The organism is Bacillus sp. ATD (assembly GCF_050585765.1).
In the GTDB taxonomy this organism is placed as follows: Bacteria; Bacillota; Bacilli; order Bacillales; family Bacillaceae; genus Bacillus; species Bacillus stercoris.
Genome location: NZ_JBOBQH010000009.1, coordinates 140,647 through 157,030 on the forward strand (window position 1 = coordinate 140,647; position 16,384 = coordinate 157,030).

Below are 16,384 nucleotides of genomic sequence, written 5' to 3' on the forward strand. Positions count from 1 at the left end.
TGGTTCAGTTTCTGTTGCGCCGCTTTCGTTACACACCTGAATAAGCCATAAATCCTCCATCGACAGGAACGGTGATTCCGGTGACAAAACCCGAATAGGATTCATCCGCCAGCCAAAGAAGCGTGCCGAGCAAATCCTCCGGTTTTCCGAAGCGCTTCATCGGTGTTCCCGCGATAATTTTGTGAGATCGGCTGGTGAACGTTCCGTCTTGGTTAATCAGCAGATCATGATTTTGTTTTGTCAGAAAAAAGCCTGGGGCAATCGCATTGACCCGCAGCCCGGTTTCGGCAAAATGAACGGCCATCCACATCGTAAAGTTATTGATAGACGCCTTGGCAGCACTGTATGCCGGAACCTTCGTCATAGGTGAATAAGCACTCATGGAAGAAAGATTGATAATCGCCGGTGAATCCGCCTTCAGCAGCTCTTTTCCAAACACTTGCGAGGCCAGAAACGCACCGGTGAAGTTGGTGGAAAAAACAGTTGAAAAGCCGCCCTCATCCATATCAAAAAAGGATTGGCCTTCTCCCGCTTCTTCATATGTCTCCACATCGGTTATCGCGTCAGGATGATTGCCGCCAGCCCCGTTAATTAACAGATCAACAGCGCCGAATCGGCCAAGGATGTCTTTCTTTGCCCGCTCCAGTGACTCCCTGTCCAGCACATCCGCTGCAACAGCGCACGCTGTGCCGCCCGCCGCCGTTATCTCCTTCACGACCGCCTGGCCTTTTTCAGCCGTCCGATTCAATATCGCCACCTTCATGCCATGACGGGCTAGCTCCCTGGCCATCACAGAGCAAAGCACACCGCTGCCGCCAGTGATGACAACTGTTTTACCAGCAAGGTTCTCATGCAGCGGGATCATATGTCCACCTCTTTTTTCACCATTGCTTCATAGGCGTCCCACAGTCCGTTCAAATACATGATGCCAAGGGCACGATCGTATAAGCCATATCCCGGTCGGCATTGCTCACCCCAAAGATGGCGACCATGATCCGGTCTGACATATCCTTCGTAATCCTGCTTATGCAGTTCTTCCATCACGCCTTGAATGTTGATCGAACCATCCTTTGTTACATGCGATGTTTCAATAAAATCGCCATTCTCATAAATTTTCACATTGCGAATATGTGAAAACGGAGCAATGCCGGCATATGTCTTAGCGATCTCCACCATGTCGTTAGCGGGATTGGCTCCCATTGAACCTGTACAAAGAGTGATGCAATTAGACGGTGAATCTGATATCGCCCGCAGTTTCTTATAGCTTGCCTCCCCCGTGATAATGCGCGGCAGTCCAAAAATCGGCCATGGCGGGTCATCCGGATGAATGGCCATTTGAACACCGTGACTTTCTGCAACAGGAAGAATTTCCTGCAAAAAGAATGATAAATTGTCCCATAGCTGTTCTTCATCGATCGTTCTGTAGGCCGAAAAAAGCTCTTTGATCCGAGCCAATTTTTCGGGCTCCCACCCCGGCAGTGTCATGTCAGATGCTTGCTCCACCATCCGAATCAGCTCTTGGGGCTCAAGGCTTTCCACCTTGGCCTTTTCAAAAAACAGAGCGGTTGATCCATCTTCCAGCGGCCGGAACATGTCCGTGCGTGTCCAATCAAAAACCGGCATAAAATTATAGCAGATCACTTTCACGCCAAATCCGGCAAGGTTGCGGATCGTTTGTTTGTAGTTTTCAATATATCGGCCGCGTTCTTCGTTCCCGAGTTTAATCGCTTCGTGAACATTCACGCTCTCTACAACTTCAGCATGAAAACCATAGGATTGAATATATTCGGTCTCGGCTCTGATTTCTTCTTTTTCCCACACGTCGCCGACAGGCTTTTGATGAAGAGCCCAAACGATGCCTTTGACACCGGGAATTTGCTTCACGTGTTCAAGTGTGACTGTATCGTTTCCTCGGCCATACCATCGAAATGTCATATTCATGCTTTCACCTCCGGATTCAGTCGATTAATCAAACGCGATGACGGCTTTCCGTACCTGATCTGGATGCTCCTTAATAAACTGAAATGCGTGATGGACATCATCCACTGAAAATGTATGGGTCACAAGCCCGTTATGCGCTAACCGGCCTTTATTCAAAAGCTCTACCACCTTGGGAAACTGATTGGTCTGCAATCTCGACCCGGTTATTGTGACTTCTTTTTTTGTAATCGGCAGCTGAGAAATCTGTGCCGCTCTTTCATCAAATCCAAGCACAACCACACGTCCCGCAGGTGAAACGGCCTCAACGGAAAACGCAAAAGTCTCCGGCAGGCAAACAGCATCAATGACCACATTTGCTCCCTCATGCCCAGTCCATTCACGGACCCGCTCGGCAACATTTTCTGCTTGGACATTTACAACAGCATCGGCGCCGTTTTCTTTTGCAAACGCCAGCCGCTCGTTGTTCAAGTCAGTCATCATGACAGCAGCACCCGCCAGCTTTGCCATTTTTAACACACAGATCCCAATAGGCCCCGCTCCTTGGATCAGAACGGTATCACCTTTTTCCACCTGCCCTCTCCACACTGCCTGGGCCCCTATCGTATAAGGCTCGGCCATGACCGCTTCCTCCCAAGGCAAGTCCTTTGAAACCGCGTAAAGCTGCCTTTCCGGAAGCACAATATATTCCCGCATGCCCCCATCTTCATGTACGCCAAACACAGAGAGCTTGGCACAAACATTCGGCCGCCCTTTGCGGCAGGCATAGCAAGTTCCGCAATAAGAAATCGGCTCAATTACCACATGGTCACCGGCTTTTAGGCTCTGTACATTCGCCCCAACTGCCTCCACTTGTCCCGTTACCTCGTGTCCGATGACTCTCGGGAGGGTAGCCAGCGGATTCGTCCCATGATAAATATGCATGTCTGATCCGCAAATCCCGACTCGCTTAACTTTTACGAGCACTTCATCACCCTTTGAAAGAACCGGCTTCTTTATCTCCTCTGTCGCCAGATCATACGGTTTTCGTACTTGAACCGCTTTCATTTTTCTCACCTGCTTTTTAAGAATTCATACACACTCCGAGCAATTGATATTCCGTGTTCCTTATTTCTTTCTTCATGCAGCTGCTCGATCTCACCAGGCACAAACACTCTCTCGACTCCAGCAGCTGGAGGAGACTGCTGCAGTTCATGAAGCATGGCATCCATCTGCTCTAAAAACGTATCCCGGTCGGTAAAAAAGGAGGGATTGATCGCGCAAACGTAATGCCCCAGCTTTCTTTTTTGATCAAGGCCGCTGTACATTTTCGCAATATGAGGGCCAAAAGCCGCGCCAGCAAGCAATCCAGAAAACACATCCACCACAATCGATAGTCCATAGCCTTTCGGGCCTCCGAATGTTGAAAGTGAAACAACCTTGTCAGGATCCGTTACTGCTTCTCCGTTTTCATCGACTCCCCATCCTTCAGGAATTTCCTTGTCCTCTTCACGGGCCTGCAGAATCTTCCCGAAAGCCACTTTGGACGTCGCCATATCGAGGATAAGCGGTTTTTTATGCTTAGCCGGAACACCGTAAGCAATCGGATTTGTCCCTAAAAAAGGAGCCCTTCCTCCAAACGGGACAACGATACTGTCCGTATGCGTCATTGCCAATCCGATCAGTTTTTCGTCAGCCGCTTTTTGCACAAAATAGCTTAGCGCCCCGCAATGGCTGCTGTTGACGGCCGTGACCATGCCGACACCATTTTTCTTGGCCATGACAATTGCATGGTCCATTGCCATATCACAAATCACATGGCCGAATCCGTCATCACCATCCAGCACTCCAGTCACAGGCCCCGTTTCTTTAAAAACAGGCTGTGCCTCAGGGTTGATCCCTCCCGCTGAAAGCCTGTTCACATAGTGTTCTGTGCGCAGCACGCCATGCGAATGTACATTGCGCAAATCAGCGTGCACGAGGACATCTGCTACTTTTTCAGCATCTCGTTCATTCAAACCGGCACCGGCAAGCTTTTTCCGAACGAATCCCTTTGCTTCTTCAGCTGCAATTGTTATCGTTTTCAATTAAGTGCCTCCTTCCTTTTCAGTGCTTCAGGGCACCCATTAGTGAAAACCCCTGCAAACACATTTTATTTACCGATTATTTCAAATATTCTTTATATTACATCGTCAGCTCTTTTGATGAAGATCCTGAACAATCTGAGCATGCTGCTGGTCTGTGAGTTTATAAAGAAAACCAATAATGATCATCGCCAATGCCAAAGCAATGGCCGGATACAGAAGCAAAAGCGCTTTGATGCCGATCAGTGCCTGTGCTGTCTGAACTGCATTCGGCACGTAGCCGATTATCCCCAAACCGATCCCCGAAAGAAACCCAGACAAAGACTGAGCTAGCTTTCTGGAAAAATTGAAAAGTGAATATGTCGTTGCTTCTTTCCGTTCGCCGGATTTCCATTCGCCATAGTCGATAATATCGGAGACAAGAGCCCACGTGATGCCGTTTGGGATACTGATTCCGATAAAGGCGATGCTGGCGAGAATGGTAAACACATAAACGTTAGATGGAAGCATAAAGTTGATCAGATCCGCGGCCACACTGATGGCAAAGCCAATCATTGCCGTTCGTTTCTTTCCAAACATCTTGACGAGCTTTGGAAGGAATACGACGCCCAAAAAGGAAGAACCAATAATGATGAAGTTCATATAAGCCATTAATTCAACATTGCCCAGGTTATATTGTGCGAAATAGACGAGCATGGCGGATTTGATGTTGTATGCGGAGATTGAAAAAATCGTCATTAGGACAAGGGTTAACAGCGGTTTATTTGTAATAAATGTTTTGACGACAGATTTGAATGTTAATTTTTCTTTAGGAGCTTCCGATATGACAACGCGCTCTTTGCAATTGCGGTAGCAAATATAAAACCAAAGCACACCGAGTAACGCGAACAAGCCCATGACCACGGGGTAGCCGACCTTCGGATTATCAAATTTGACGAGAAGCGGCATTACGGCCACACTTGTGATAAACAAGGCGCCAAGTGATCCGATTTGGCGGAACGTCGAAATGGAGGTTCGGTCCTCAGAATTTTGAGTCATTGCTGCTCCTAATGAGCCGTAGGGAATATTCACAAACGAATAGCCGATGCCCCAAATCATATAGGATGCATAGGCATAAATCAGTTTTCCGGTCGTTGATACATTTGGAGACAGAAAAATAAGAACAGTAAGCACCGCGAGCACGATGCTGCCGATTAATAAATAAGGCCTGAATTTCCCCCGTTTGCCGATGTTTTTGCGATAATCGATTGATGAGCCGACAATTGGATCTGTTATCGCCGCAAACAGCTTGCTGACTAAAAAAATGCCGCCGGCCATCGCAGCCGGAATTCCCGCTACATCAGTGAAATACTTCAATAAATAAATCTGGCCGAGATCAAACATAAAACCGTTGCCAAAATCACCAAAACCATAGGAGATTTTTTCCTTCAACGAAAGCCTTTTTTCCGTTTCGACCGACACAACCTTATTTGCCAGTTCAGTTCGCATGTTCCACCTCTGTGTCTTAAGAATTTTCGGGCAGTGGTCCGCTCAGTGATGCTGAGCGGACACTTTGTTACACGTTTGCTTTCTCTTCTTGAAATTGAAAGTAGTGTTTCGCATTGTCATAGCAAATTCCCTGAACGATGTTTCCCAGAAGCTCCATATCGCGCGGCACTTCGCCGTTTTCCACCCATTCCCCAATTAAATTGCAGACGATTCGTCTGAAATATTCGTGGCGCGTATACGAAAGAAAGCTTCTGGAATCGGTGAGCATGCCGATAAAACGGCTGAAAAGGCCAACGTTTGATAACGCTTTCATTTGGTCCAGCATCCCGTCTTTAGTATCGTTAAACCACCAGGCTGTGCCAAATTGTATTTTTCCCGGGGTAATACCGTCCTGAAAACTGTTGATCATGCTGGCAATGACATAGTTATCATTGGGATTCAGTGAATATAAAATCGTTTTCGGCAGCTGGTTCTTCATCTCAACTGAGTTCAGCAGCTTGTATAAAGGCTTCGCAATTTCTTCATCGTTCATAGAATCATAGCCTGTATCAGGACCGAGCCTTTTCATCATTTTTGTATTCGTGTTTCTTAAAGCGTTGATATGAAACTGCATCGCCCAATCGAGCTCCGCATACAACCCGCAAAGAAACTGAAGCGTATATGTCTTAAATTTCTTCTCATCTTCATAAGAAACCTCTGTTCCTTGTAATCTGTCAGCAAAAATCCGTCCAGCTTCTTCTTTTGTCGTTTCGGCAAATACCATTGAATCTATCGCGTGATCAGACACTCTGCCGCCAGCTGAATGGAAGAATCGCACTCGTTTTTCCAACGCTTTTAAAAACTCATCATAGGTTGTAATGGATATGGCGGCGGCATCTTCAAGTGACTGCACCCAATCCGGAAAGCCTTCACGATTGATCTCAAGTCCTTTATCCGGCCGAAATCCAGGCAGCACGCTGACAGGAAAATCTTTGTCTTTTCTTAATAATAGATGGTATTCAAGAGAATCGACAGGGTCATCCGTTGTGCACACAACCTTTACATTTGATTTCATGATTAAATCCCTTGCCCCGAAGCCTTCCCCTTGGAGCAGTTCATTTGTTCGTTTCCATATAGACGGCCCGGACTTCTCGTTTAAAATCTCATAAATGCCAAAAAAACGCTGCAATTCTAAGTGGGTCCAGTTATAGAGCGGATTTCCGATCGCCATCGGCACGGTTTTCGCCCAAGCCATAAATTTCTCCTCATCTGGCGCATCTCCGGTGATGTATGTCTCCTCAATTCCATTGGCTCTCATGATGCGCCATTTATAATGGTCACCATACAGCCAGGCTTCCGTGATGTTTTGAAATGTTTTATTTTCATAGATTTCTTTCGGGCTTAAGTGGCAGTGGTAATCAATAATCGGCATGTCTTTCGCATACTTGTGATAGAGGGTGACAGCGGTTTCATTTTTCAATAAAAAGTTTTCGCCCATGAAGGGTTCCATGTCCTCACCGTCTTTCATTCTATTTCAAAATGTTAACGTTAACATTTTGATTTGTTTTTATTTTACCTTTATATTCCTCTGGGATCAATCTCTTTTTTGAAAATGAAATGTTAACGCTGTCATAAACATAAAAAAAGACATTGCCAGAAAGCACTCGGAAAGGAATGCTTTTGGCAATGCCAGATTCATTAAAAGGATTAGTAAGCCAGGCTGAAAAGTCCTTTAATATGTGTCAAATATCGTACATTACTTGCTTCTTTCATCAAGGAAGCAGGAAGACCTTTAAGCGGTGTAGAATTAGCACCAATAATGGCAACCGCGTCTTTGCGTCCAAGGCTTGCAAGTGTACCAGAGTTAACTGGCTTGAATGTTTCAAGTGTTTTGCCTTCTAGGTAAGCGAATAGGTTGTAACCGATCAGCTCACCCATTTGCCATGCGATTTGTGCAGTTGGCGGGTATGGACGGCCGTCTGGTCCGAAGTAAACGGCGCTGTCTCCAGCAACGAATACATCTTCATGAGATGTAGATTGCAGGAAGTCGTTTACAGTCGCGCGTCCGCGGTTCACTTCTAGGCCTGATTCACCGACTAATGGGTTACCTTGTACGCCGCCAGTCCAAACAAATGTGTTGGCAACAACTTTAGATCCGTCTTTCAGATCAATTACGTTTCCTTCTACATTTGTAACAGGGAGACCTGTTAAGAACTCAACGCCACGTTTTTCAAGGCTTGCAGTCGCACGTTCGATAAGATCATCCGGAAGAACAGGAAGGATCTTAGGACCAGCTTCAACAAGTTTTAATTTGATTTCTTTATGGTCTACGCCGTATTTTTTCGCAAGGTTAGGCATGATGTCAGCAAGCTCACCAACAAGCTCAACGCCTGTTAAGCCGCCTCCGCCGATAAGGATTGTTGCGTCTGCTTCGTTTTTCGTTTTAGAGTACTCGCGCACACGATCTTCAACATGCTGGAAGACTTTGTTCGCATCAGCAGCAGATTTCAACACCATGCTATTTTCTTCAAGACCTGGGATGCCGAAATAAGCCGTTACAGAACCAAGACCTACAACAAGCGCATCGTAAGATAATGTAGAACCGTCACCAAGCGCAACTTCTTTTTTATCAACAGAGAAAGAGTTTACTTCCGCGATTTTAAGATCAATGTCTTTGCCTTTGAAAAGTTTTTCTAATGGCATAGCAACCGCTTTTTCAGACACGTTGCCTGCAGCAAGACGGTGTAATTCCGTAATGATTTGGTGAGTTGGGTATTTGTTTACCACTGTCACGCGTGCTTGTTCTTTTGTGTAATGTTTGCGAACTGTTAGAGCAGAAAGAACTCCGCCATAACCAGCGCCTAGAATGACAATATGTTTTGACATCGTATATCCTCCGTCCTTTATATCAATTTGAATCTGAGATTATTTTTGGTTTTCGCGTTCGTTCATGACTTCAAGGTAGCTGTTAGCAAAACGGAACAGCTTTTGAGCTTGAGGATCTTTCAGCATACGCAGCAGGCCGAAAAGACCAATTGTTTCGTTGCTTGCTTCCGCGCGGTCTTTTGCTTCGATCGCAGTCGCAGCTACTTCTTTCGCTGTTTCTTTTACAGGCTCAAGAATTTCAGTGATCGCACCGACTGTGTCGTTTTTTAACACTTCGTCAGTCGCTACAGACTGAGCGAAATCATAAGACTTCGTTAAAATATTGACTAACTCAGTCAGCTTCGGAAGCTGGTCAACTAAAACAGTCAATGATTCTTGAACTTCTGGCTTTAATAGCTGATCAATAAGATCTTGCTGGCTTTGGCTGACAGACGCATTTGTTTGATCGATTGTTTCTGGCATATCCAATTCTCCTTTACTATAAGCAGTTTGCTGATTTGTTTGGAAAGGGTAGTGCCTCTCCCTGTCTCACGCTTTTAAGGCATAAGAATAAGGATTGTGAATTCGTGCACAATCATTTACAAAAATAAATGTTTACTACCCAGTTTTTCATCTTGCCATATTCAGTATTATTTTTATCAAAAAATAAACAATTGAATAAGTCAAAATCCTTTACTCTCTCTGAAAATAGCAAACACAAAAAACTCCAATTCGATTACCTTCTATATGATAACACTTTTTGAACAAAATTTGAACGTGAATTGCTTCGATTATGAAATTAATTTATATGGAGTTCATGTCATAACGTTTCTGTGACACTAGTTATTGACAATCCAGCAATTTCTCCCTTCACTTTACCCATATTTCCAATAAAGGCTCTCTTTTTCCTGTGATCGGATCATTCGCCGGCAACGCCGCCTTCTTTATCTGTTTGACCGCTTCCTCCCGCTCATCCGGCTTTCCCGTCTTCATATCATACTGAATGCCTCCGGGATAGGCGCCAAGGACAGTAAAATCGGGACTTGAGCTTAGCTTTTTATGACCGACTCCGGCTGGAATCACGACTGCATCGCCTGTTTTGAAAGGGATGACAGCTCCTTTTTCTCCCCCGAACTGAATGACAGCCTCTCCCCTAAATGCAATCAGGACTTCATGCGTATTGCTGTGATAATGATGGTATGGAAAAACACTTCCTAACCAGCTGTTTGACCAGCCATGCCGGGTGACGATCCGCTCTGCCTGGCTGGTATCCTTAATCGCGTTTTGATATACCACGAGCGGATACTCAGGGTGATTCGGAATCCTGCCGTCATCCGGAAAAAAATATGTCTGTGTCTTTGCTTCCATCAATTTCACCTCCCTTTTTATCTTCCACACATAGCGGTTCGCAAAACATGATGTTTTTCTCACGATTCCATTGATCTGCATGATACCAAATAGTATAGTATAAAAAATAATGCCAGAATGAGGGATACCATGAAAGCTATTGTTATCGGAATTTTAGCTTCACTCTTTTTCGCCGTTACCTTTATATTAAACAGAGCGATGGAGTTATCTGGAGGCAGCTGGCTCTGGAGCTCTTCGCTGCGCTTTATTTTTATGGTGCCGTTTTTATGTGTGATTGTCATCATGAGAGGGACATTCACGCCTCTCGTACAAGAGATGCGGAAAAAGCCGTTCTTTTGGCTCAAATGGAGCTTTATCGGCTTCGTGCTTTTTTACGCGCCGATCACATTTGCGGCTGCATACGGTCCGGGATGGCTTATAGCCGGCACCTGGCAAATTACAATTGTAGCCGGTGTGCTCTTGTCTCCTTTGTTTTATGTCAAACAAGATATGCCGGGCGGTCCTCAGCTCGTTCGGCAAAAGATTCCTCTGGTTTCACTTGGCACTTCCGTGATCATCCTGATTGGAGCGGCTCTGATTCAGCTTCAGCATGCGGAATCGCTTTCAGGAAAGATGCTGCTTTTCAGTGTGCTGCCGGTTGTCATTGCGGCTTTTGCCTATCCGTTAGGAAACAGGAGAATGCTCGAGGAATACGGTGGCCGGCTTGATACATTTCAGCGCGTGCTTGGAATGACATTGGCAAGCCTTCCGTTCTGGCTTCTATTAGCAGCTTACGGTTGGTGGTCAGACGGCCTGCCGACAGCGGGGCAAACCGTTCAATCCTTTATCGTTGCCGTCAGCTCAGGCATCATTGCGACTGTTTTATTTTTCTGGGCCACTGATATGGTAAGAGACAATCCGCAAAAACTCGCAGCCGTTGAAGCCACTCAATCCGGTGAAGTAATTTTCACGCTGCTTGGTGAAATTGTTCTTCTGTCAGGCGTTTTCCCATCTCTATTATCATTTGCCGGTTTGTTCATTATTATAGCGGGGATGGTGTTACATACCTTCGCTTCACAGCCGAGAAAACCGAAAAAGAAAGCACAGTCAAACCTGACCGCGTAGCATTTGCAGGAGAATAGGTGAAAACCTGTTCTCCTTTATCTTTGCTACCAAAAGGCATCTGTTTCACGGTATAGTTAAATATAATATCTGCCTATTTATTATTGAAAGGTGATTATTGGAATGGAAGCAAATAATCAAACACAAAACATACCAGCGATCTCCTTCAGATCAGTCAGAAAAAGCTATAAACAAGATGGACAAACCTATGATGTACTGCGGGATGTCACCGGAGACATTCAACAGGGTGCAATCGTAGCCGTTTTAGGCCCTTCCGGCTCAGGCAAAAGCACCCTCCTTTCCTTGTGTAATTTAATGAGAACGCCTGACAGCGGCGAAGTCAACATATATGGAAAGGAAATCAGAGAATGGAATGTCAATGAGCTGAGACGAACGGCTGCCCTCGCGTTTCAGTCGGCTCCTGTGCTCGACGGGACAGTGCGTGACAATCTAAGTCTGGTCCAAAGGCTGCATCAATCCCAGCTGTACGCTCCAGAAAAGCTGGCTTCTCTTGCAGGGCTTTCGCCAGAGCTGTTAGACAGAAGCGCCAGAGACTTATCGGGCGGACAGCGGCAAAGGCTGTCACTGGCCAGAACGATTTCAAATCCTTCCTCCATTCTATTGTTGGACGAAATCACGTCGGCCTTGGACCCTGTTTCTGCTCTTGAGATTGAAGAACTGATCAAACGTCAGCATCGAGAAAAAAAATGGACAGTCATGTGGGTCACTCATAATATGGAGCAGGCAAAACGAGTAGCCGATACCATTTGGTTTATGGCGGAGGGGCGGCTGCTTGAAATCGCTGAAACCGAAACATTTTTCTCCGCTCCGCAGCATGAAGCAGCCAAAGAGTTTTTGAAGGGAGGCACTCGGTAATGGATTACCTTTCTCTCTCTTTAACGATGATCTTTGTTTTGATCGCCTTGTTTTTATCAAAATCCTTTAAAGCCGGCGTAGAAAAAGATATGATCATTGCCACCATCCGGGCCGCGGTGCAGCTGCTTATCATCGGTTATGTTTTGTCTCTGATTTTTCGCGGAGACCACCCTGTTTTTATCCTGCTGATGGTGCTGTTAATGCTCGCGGTGGCGGCACAAAATGTCATCAAACGAAAGAAAAATACAATCGGTTCGTTCTGGAGGGTGTTTGCTGCATTAGCGATTGTAGAAATTGTGACGCAGGGAATTCTGCTGTCTCTTCATATCATTCCGCTTACAGCACGATATGTCATTCCGATCAGCGGGATGGTCATCGGAAACTCGATGGTGCTTTCGAGTTTGTTTTTAAATCGGCTCAGCTCAGAAGTTGGCGTTCGCAAAGAAGAAATTCAATTAATATTGTCGCTTGGCGGCACACCGAAGCAATCCATACAGCGCATTCTTACTTCAGCGATGAAAATGAGTATGATCCCGACGCTCGAAAGCCAGAAAACACTGGGACTTGTCCAGCTTCCCGGCATGATGACAGGCCAGATTCTAGCCGGGGCGGACCCGATTCAGGCAGTGCGCTTTCAGCTCTTAATCGTGTTTACAACAATGGCCTCAGCCGCGCTGACTTGCGTAATCTTAAGCGTGCTGACATACCCGTCATTATTCACCGTTCATCAGCAGCTAAAGGAGAATGAATAACAGACAAAAGCCGCTTTTCCCTTGGAAAGCGGCTTTTTGTACTTGTTATTCCTTTTCTTCATAATATTTGGCCAGCTCAATAATCATCGCGCCCATCCGCTCAATCTCTGGCGCAAGCAGTCTCGTGATGCCTTCTTCCCGCAGCGCCTCAGCAGTCACTTTTCCGACAGCAGCTGCTATGGTGCGCTCTTCGAATACTGTCTTCACTTCATTGATATAGCCTCGCTCCCTGGCAAAATCAAACAGGGAACGAACCTGAATGGCCGTTGTAAAACAAACAGCGTCGATATCATTATTCATCAGCTCCCCGCATAACCGCTCCACCGTTTCCTCCTCCGGCGGAATGTGCTGATAAGGAAGAATCGGCAGGACAGACGCGCCCTTTTCTTTAAGAAATGCGATAAGGGCCGGCGCATTTTCTCCATGAAGCTGCACCATGACTTTTTTCCCTGAAAAGTCGTGAGGCTCCAAGGAACGGATTAAGCCTCTTGTTGTCCCATCTGCATCTGAAGCTTCCGGTGTGATCCCAAGCTTTTTCAGCGCAGACAGGGTTTTGTATCCCCGGCATGCCGCTTTTGCCTGGCGAATCGCCTGCAGAAACTCGTCTTTCAGACCGATTTTCTCTGCCATATCGAGCAGAGTTTCCGTGCCGATGCCTGTCGTGAAAATGACCCAGTCAGCTTTTTCCTCGACAAACGTTCGCAAGTCCGGTTCCACCTGCTTCTCCGCTAAGTAAACCGTGCCTTGGAGAGGCCTGATGACAGGTGTTCCGCCCTGTTTTTCAATGATTGTACTGATTTCTTCCGTTTTTCGGGAGCCCCCGATTGCTACGCGCTTTCCATGTAACCCTTTTCCCATACCCGATTCCTCTCCTCTTTGTATAGGCTTTTTATGTATACAAGCTTAATAAAGCTATTTTGGCGCAAACCAAGGGAGAAATCAAGATAAACCCAAACCTCCAAAATCCATTGAATACGCCGGAAGCTTGCTGTAAGATAAACAACAGACACGTTTTGACGGAGGATCGACATGGAAACAAAAAAAGAAGAATATGAAACAAAAGGCTACGATACATCGATCGTTTACGAGTTCAATGAATATCCGGATGCCCGCAGCGGGCGCTGTGACAATTGTGATTACACACTGTTCAAAAGCTCTGTAAAAGGCGGAAAATTCCTTAGAGAATGCAGGAGATGCGGGATGAAAAAAAATATTTAAACAAAAAACCGAAATCGAATTGATGATTTCGGTTTTTTGTCGTTTACTGCGATACAGCGGATTTTTTCATAAACGCTTCAATCGCAGCAGCCGCACGCTCCGCTCCGCCAGCTTCTTTGACATCCTTTTGCATATTCTTAACGCGGCTGAGCAGCTCTTGATCACCGGATACTGCCTGAACCGCTTCCTGCAGGCTGGAAACCGTCACTTCCTCTTTCGGCAAATAAACGCCGAGGCCTAAATCATCGACACGCTTAGCAGTAAGCTCCTGCTCATACATTTGCGGAATGACGACAAGCGGTACACCGGCATTCATCGCTTCCATCGTACTGTTCATCCCGCCATGGGAGATGAACAAATCAGCTTTCTCTAACACCTCAAGCTGGGGCACGCTTTGGCGAATGGTAAAGTGAGCAGGGATATCATCCAAGCTTTCTGGATCAATTGATTTTCCGACCGACATGACCACCTGCCATGAAGAATTCCGAAATGCCTCAATGCACATCTTGTAAAATTCCGGCCAGGCGTTAAACGCTGTTCCCAATGAAATCAGCATAAGCGGTTGATCGCCCTTTTTCATTTCCAAGCTTTCCTGTTCCGTCCGTTTTCCAAGAGATGGGCCGACAAAACAGAAACGGTCATCGAACGTCTCATGCTGTATTTGAAAAGATTTCGGCATAAAGACAATATTCAAGGCCTCCGGCACAGCTAATTGTTCAAAAGAAACAGCCGGCAACTGCTCTTTTTCCAAGTAAGCTTTGAATTCAGCCTCTGCTTCTTTTATTTTTTTCAGCATGTCTTCATTTCCTAACTGAAAGGATTCATTTTGGGCATATGACGAACAGAGCTTAATGACCGGAACATTAAACTTGTCAGCAAACAATTTTCCAGCCAGCGCGACAAAATCATAGATGATCAGATCAGGCTGATCATCCTTATATAACTCTTCAAGCTGCGGCAGAATGCTGAGTGATTCTTTCAAAAGACTGAGAGGCGCATCATTCTTTTCCATCATCTCCCTGATTTGCTTAGGATCAATATTCAAGGATGTATGATAGATCAATGCTTCTCCACCCGCTTGCTGAACAGCGGGCGCAAACTCCTCAGTCGTCGCGTACGTGACACTATGGCCTTTCTCACAAAGCTTTTCTACTAAAGCAAGCGTAGGGTTGACATGACCGTACGCCGGGATATTAATCATCGAGATATGGTACTTTTTCATGAATCTCCAGTCTCCTTATCTATTACATTTTCACACGGAAGCTCTTTAATCCGTATATCACGCTGTTTTCAATCGGAGTGATACTGAGGCACTCCATATGAGGAAAAGCAGAAATCAAAGACGTTAACGCGATATTTGCTTCAAGACGGGCAAGCGGCGCACCAAGACAAAAATGGATGCCATGGCCAAACGCGATATGCGGATTGGGATGGCGGCGGATATCAAACATGTGCGGTCTGTCAAACTTTGCTTCATCACGATTTGCCGATGCCACAAACGCCAAAACCATATCACCTTCTTTCATCAGGTGCCCCCTGATCTCCGTATCCCGCTTGGCAATGCGTCTCAAAACCGGGGCGGGCGCTCTGAAACGTAAGGCTTCCTCAACTGCCTGAGACATCAATTCAGGATGGCTGCGCAGTTCCTCGTACACACCTGGCGTTTCTAATATGCTGTACATCGCATTTGAAATCAGGTTTGTTGTGGTTTCATTTCCGGCCACAAGCAGCAGCGTGCAAAACGGAATCAGCTCTTCACCGGAAAGCTTCTCGCCTGTTTCCTCCGCTTCCACTAAAATAGAAATAATATCCTGTGCCGGTTTGTTTCGCTTTTCTTCTATGATGCCGGCAAAAAACGCGGCCAGTTCTTTCTCACATTTATCTCGTTCTTCCAAATAGGCTTTTTCCGCTTCTTCACTTTTATCCTTTGGTGTGCTGACCAGAAGATCAGACCATGCTTTAAACTGATCCATATGCTCTGAAGGCACTCCCAGCAGCTCAGATATCACAATAACCGGAAGCGGGTATGAAAAATCGTGAACAAGGTCAAACTCACTACGCCCCTGAAAACTTTGAATCAGTTCATCTGTGATTTCCTGAATTCTCGGTTCCCATTGCTTCATCACGCGCGGGGTGAAGGCTTTATTCACGACTGAACGGATTTTTGTATGCCTCGGCGGGTCCATGTTAATGATGGAATTTCCAATAGAGCTTGTCTGCTGCGGCATGTAACTGGAAAACAGCTCTTTATCCCCAATAACTTTTTTGACATCATCATAAAGAAAAACGCTCCACACTTGGTTTTCTTCATCAAAGGAAACAGGCGCATCTTTTCTCATCGATTCGTACCATGGGAACGGATGATAAGCATCCTGTTTGTTTTTCCCATTGAGCAGCGCTCGCTGCAAGGCTTGCCGGCGGTTTAACACATTCATGTATAGTCACTCCCATTGAAAGAATTTAGCAATTGATGTGCCACTTCACCTCCCGCTTTCGTAAAAGAGAGGGACTACCACATATAATCAAATTAATAACAGCAGGCGATCACGATGTTCGATGCAGGCACCATATATTCCCCCTCGAATTTCGTTCATCTTACCATAATCTTTCAATTTTTTTCTATTCTGCGCTGCTGTTTTGGCTCACAACGTGACCTTAGGCATAAGCACGCACATCCAAAATGCATTCAATTGCACCGCTCCGCTCAAAAAACATCTCTGTTTTCAACCAAATGCA

At 45.9% G+C, this 16,384-nt stretch carries 16 protein-coding genes; 4 read left to right on the forward strand and 12 right to left on the reverse strand.

The window, feature by feature from the left end; genetic code table 11:
* Positions 1 to 28: 28 nt before the first annotated feature.
* The 9 genes from ACQXR1_RS18470 to ACQXR1_RS18510 all read right to left on the reverse strand — a co-directional run bounded on the left by ACQXR1_RS18470 (position 29) and on the right by ACQXR1_RS18510 (position 9,701).
* Positions 29 to 865, reverse strand: coding sequence for an SDR family oxidoreductase (locus ACQXR1_RS18470; protein ID WP_430772631.1), 837 nt, complete (start codon positions 863 to 865; stop codon positions 29 to 31).
* A complete protein-coding gene (uxuA, locus tag ACQXR1_RS18475; protein WP_430772632.1) occupies positions 862 to 1,941 on the reverse strand; it encodes a mannonate dehydratase in 1,080 nt (359 codons plus the stop codon). The genes ACQXR1_RS18470 and uxuA overlap by 4 nt, the downstream gene beginning before the upstream one ends.
* A gap of 24 nt (positions 1,942 to 1,965) precedes the next feature.
* Positions 1,966 to 2,985, reverse strand: coding sequence for a zinc-binding alcohol dehydrogenase family protein (locus ACQXR1_RS18480; RefSeq protein ID WP_134975770.1), 1,020 nt, complete (start codon positions 2,983 to 2,985; stop codon positions 1,966 to 1,968).
* A 5-nt stretch (positions 2,986 to 2,990) separates the two neighbouring features.
* Positions 2,991 to 4,004 (reverse strand): ureidoglycolate dehydrogenase, encoded by a 1,014-nt coding sequence (gene allD, locus ACQXR1_RS18485; RefSeq protein ID WP_071580543.1) that lies wholly within the window; start codon positions 4,002 to 4,004, stop codon positions 2,991 to 2,993.
* Positions 4,005 to 4,109: 105 nt separating this feature from the next.
* On the reverse strand, positions 4,110 to 5,489 hold the full coding sequence (locus ACQXR1_RS18490) for an MFS transporter (protein ID WP_430772633.1): 1,380 nt from the start codon (positions 5,487 to 5,489) through the stop codon (positions 4,110 to 4,112).
* A gap of 67 nt (positions 5,490 to 5,556) precedes the next feature.
* Positions 5,557 to 6,978 carry a glucuronate isomerase gene (gene uxaC / locus ACQXR1_RS18495; RefSeq protein WP_430772634.1) on the reverse strand — a complete coding sequence of 474 codons (1,422 nt, stop codon included), beginning with the start codon at positions 6,976 to 6,978 and terminating at the stop codon, positions 5,557 to 5,559.
* 197 nt (positions 6,979 to 7,175) lie between these two features.
* Positions 7,176 to 8,354 carry an NAD(P)/FAD-dependent oxidoreductase gene (locus tag ACQXR1_RS18500; RefSeq protein WP_014663611.1) on the reverse strand — a complete coding sequence of 393 codons (1,179 nt, stop codon included), beginning with the start codon at positions 8,352 to 8,354 and terminating at the stop codon, positions 7,176 to 7,178.
* Positions 8,355 to 8,393: 39 nt separating this feature from the next.
* A complete protein-coding gene (locus ACQXR1_RS18505) occupies positions 8,394 to 8,816 on the reverse strand; it encodes a DUF1641 domain-containing protein (protein WP_014663610.1) in 423 nt (140 codons plus the stop codon).
* Between the two features lie 387 nt (positions 8,817 to 9,203).
* Complete coding sequence (locus ACQXR1_RS18510; protein ID WP_430772635.1) at positions 9,204 to 9,701, reverse strand: cupin domain-containing protein; 498 nt, start codon at positions 9,699 to 9,701, stop codon at positions 9,204 to 9,206.
* Between the two features lie 129 nt (positions 9,702 to 9,830).
* On the opposite strand from ACQXR1_RS18510, the gene ACQXR1_RS18515 reads away from it, so the two are divergent.
* The 3 genes from ACQXR1_RS18515 (at position 9,831) to ACQXR1_RS18525 (ending at position 12,430) form a co-directional block, all read left to right on the forward strand.
* On the forward strand, positions 9,831 to 10,805 hold the full coding sequence (locus tag ACQXR1_RS18515; protein ID WP_430772636.1) for a DMT family transporter: 975 nt from the start codon (positions 9,831 to 9,833) through the stop codon (positions 10,803 to 10,805).
* Between the two features lie 120 nt (positions 10,806 to 10,925).
* Complete coding sequence (locus ACQXR1_RS18520; protein WP_014663607.1) at positions 10,926 to 11,678, forward strand: ABC transporter ATP-binding protein; 753 nt, start codon at positions 10,926 to 10,928, stop codon at positions 11,676 to 11,678.
* The gene (locus ACQXR1_RS18525) at positions 11,678 to 12,430 is read left to right on the forward strand and encodes an ABC transporter permease (protein WP_040083398.1); all 753 of its coding nucleotides are present in this window, start codon (positions 11,678 to 11,680) and stop codon (positions 12,428 to 12,430) included. The genes ACQXR1_RS18520 and ACQXR1_RS18525 overlap by 1 nt, the downstream gene beginning before the upstream one ends.
* A gap of 45 nt (positions 12,431 to 12,475) precedes the next feature.
* Here ACQXR1_RS18525 and ACQXR1_RS18530 read toward each other — a convergent pair whose 3' ends face one another.
* Positions 12,476 to 13,288 carry a uroporphyrinogen-III synthase gene (locus tag ACQXR1_RS18530; RefSeq protein WP_326274108.1) on the reverse strand — a complete coding sequence of 271 codons (813 nt, stop codon included), beginning with the start codon at positions 13,286 to 13,288 and terminating at the stop codon, positions 12,476 to 12,478.
* Positions 13,289 to 13,459: 171 nt separating this feature from the next.
* Between ACQXR1_RS18530 and ACQXR1_RS18535 the strand changes: the two genes are divergently transcribed.
* Entirely contained in the window at positions 13,460 to 13,648 is a 189-nt protein-coding gene (locus tag ACQXR1_RS18535; protein ID WP_003232781.1) for a hypothetical protein, read from the forward strand.
* 43 nt (positions 13,649 to 13,691) lie between these two features.
* Here the strand turns inward: ACQXR1_RS18535 and ACQXR1_RS18540 are convergent, their stop codons facing one another.
* Entirely contained in the window at positions 13,692 to 14,870 is a 1,179-nt protein-coding gene (locus tag ACQXR1_RS18540; protein ID WP_326274109.1) for a glycosyltransferase, read from the reverse strand.
* A gap of 22 nt (positions 14,871 to 14,892) precedes the next feature.
* Entirely contained in the window at positions 14,893 to 16,083 is a 1,191-nt protein-coding gene (gene yjiB / locus ACQXR1_RS18545) for a monooxygenase YjiB (RefSeq protein ID WP_326274111.1), read from the reverse strand.
* Positions 16,084 to 16,384: the final 301 nt, after the last annotated feature.

Bases quoted from the DNA above. Each gene is read 5' to 3' on its own strand.
- ACQXR1_RS18470 (WP_430772631.1), bottom strand. From the start codon at position 865: ATGATCCCGCTGCATGAGAACCTTGCTGGTAAAACAGTTGTCATCACT.
- uxuA (WP_430772632.1), bottom strand. From the start codon at position 1,941: ATGAATATGACATTTCGATGGTATGGCCGAGGAAACGATACAGTCACA.
- ACQXR1_RS18480 (WP_134975770.1), bottom strand. From the start codon at position 2,985: ATGAAAGCGGTTCAAGTACGAAAACCGTATGATCTGGCGACAGAGGAG.
- ACQXR1_RS18490 (WP_430772633.1), bottom strand. From the start codon at position 5,489: ATGCGAACTGAACTGGCAAATAAGGTTGTGTCGGTCGAAACGGAAAAA.
- uxaC (WP_430772634.1), bottom strand. From the start codon at position 6,978: ATGGAACCCTTCATGGGCGAAAACTTTTTATTGAAAAATGAAACCGCT.
- ACQXR1_RS18500 (WP_014663611.1), bottom strand. From the start codon at position 8,354: ATGTCAAAACATATTGTCATTCTAGGCGCTGGTTATGGCGGAGTTCTT.
- ACQXR1_RS18505 (WP_014663610.1), bottom strand. From the start codon at position 8,816: ATGCCAGAAACAATCGATCAAACAAATGCGTCTGTCAGCCAAAGCCAG.
- ACQXR1_RS18510 (WP_430772635.1), bottom strand. From the start codon at position 9,701: ATGGAAGCAAAGACACAGACATATTTTTTTCCGGATGACGGCAGGATT.
- ACQXR1_RS18515 (WP_430772636.1), top strand. From the start codon at position 9,831: ATGAAAGCTATTGTTATCGGAATTTTAGCTTCACTCTTTTTCGCCGTT.
- ACQXR1_RS18520 (WP_014663607.1), top strand. From the start codon at position 10,926: ATGGAAGCAAATAATCAAACACAAAACATACCAGCGATCTCCTTCAGA.
- ACQXR1_RS18525 (WP_040083398.1), top strand. From the start codon at position 11,678: ATGGATTACCTTTCTCTCTCTTTAACGATGATCTTTGTTTTGATCGCC.
- ACQXR1_RS18530 (WP_326274108.1), bottom strand. From the start codon at position 13,288: ATGGGAAAAGGGTTACATGGAAAGCGCGTAGCAATCGGGGGCTCCCGA.
- ACQXR1_RS18535 (WP_003232781.1), top strand. From the start codon at position 13,460: ATGGAAACAAAAAAAGAAGAATATGAAACAAAAGGCTACGATACATCG.
- ACQXR1_RS18540 (WP_326274109.1), bottom strand. From the start codon at position 14,870: ATGAAAAAGTACCATATCTCGATGATTAATATCCCGGCGTACGGTCAT.
- yjiB (WP_326274111.1), bottom strand. From the start codon at position 16,083: ATGAATGTGTTAAACCGCCGGCAAGCCTTGCAGCGAGCGCTGCTCAAT.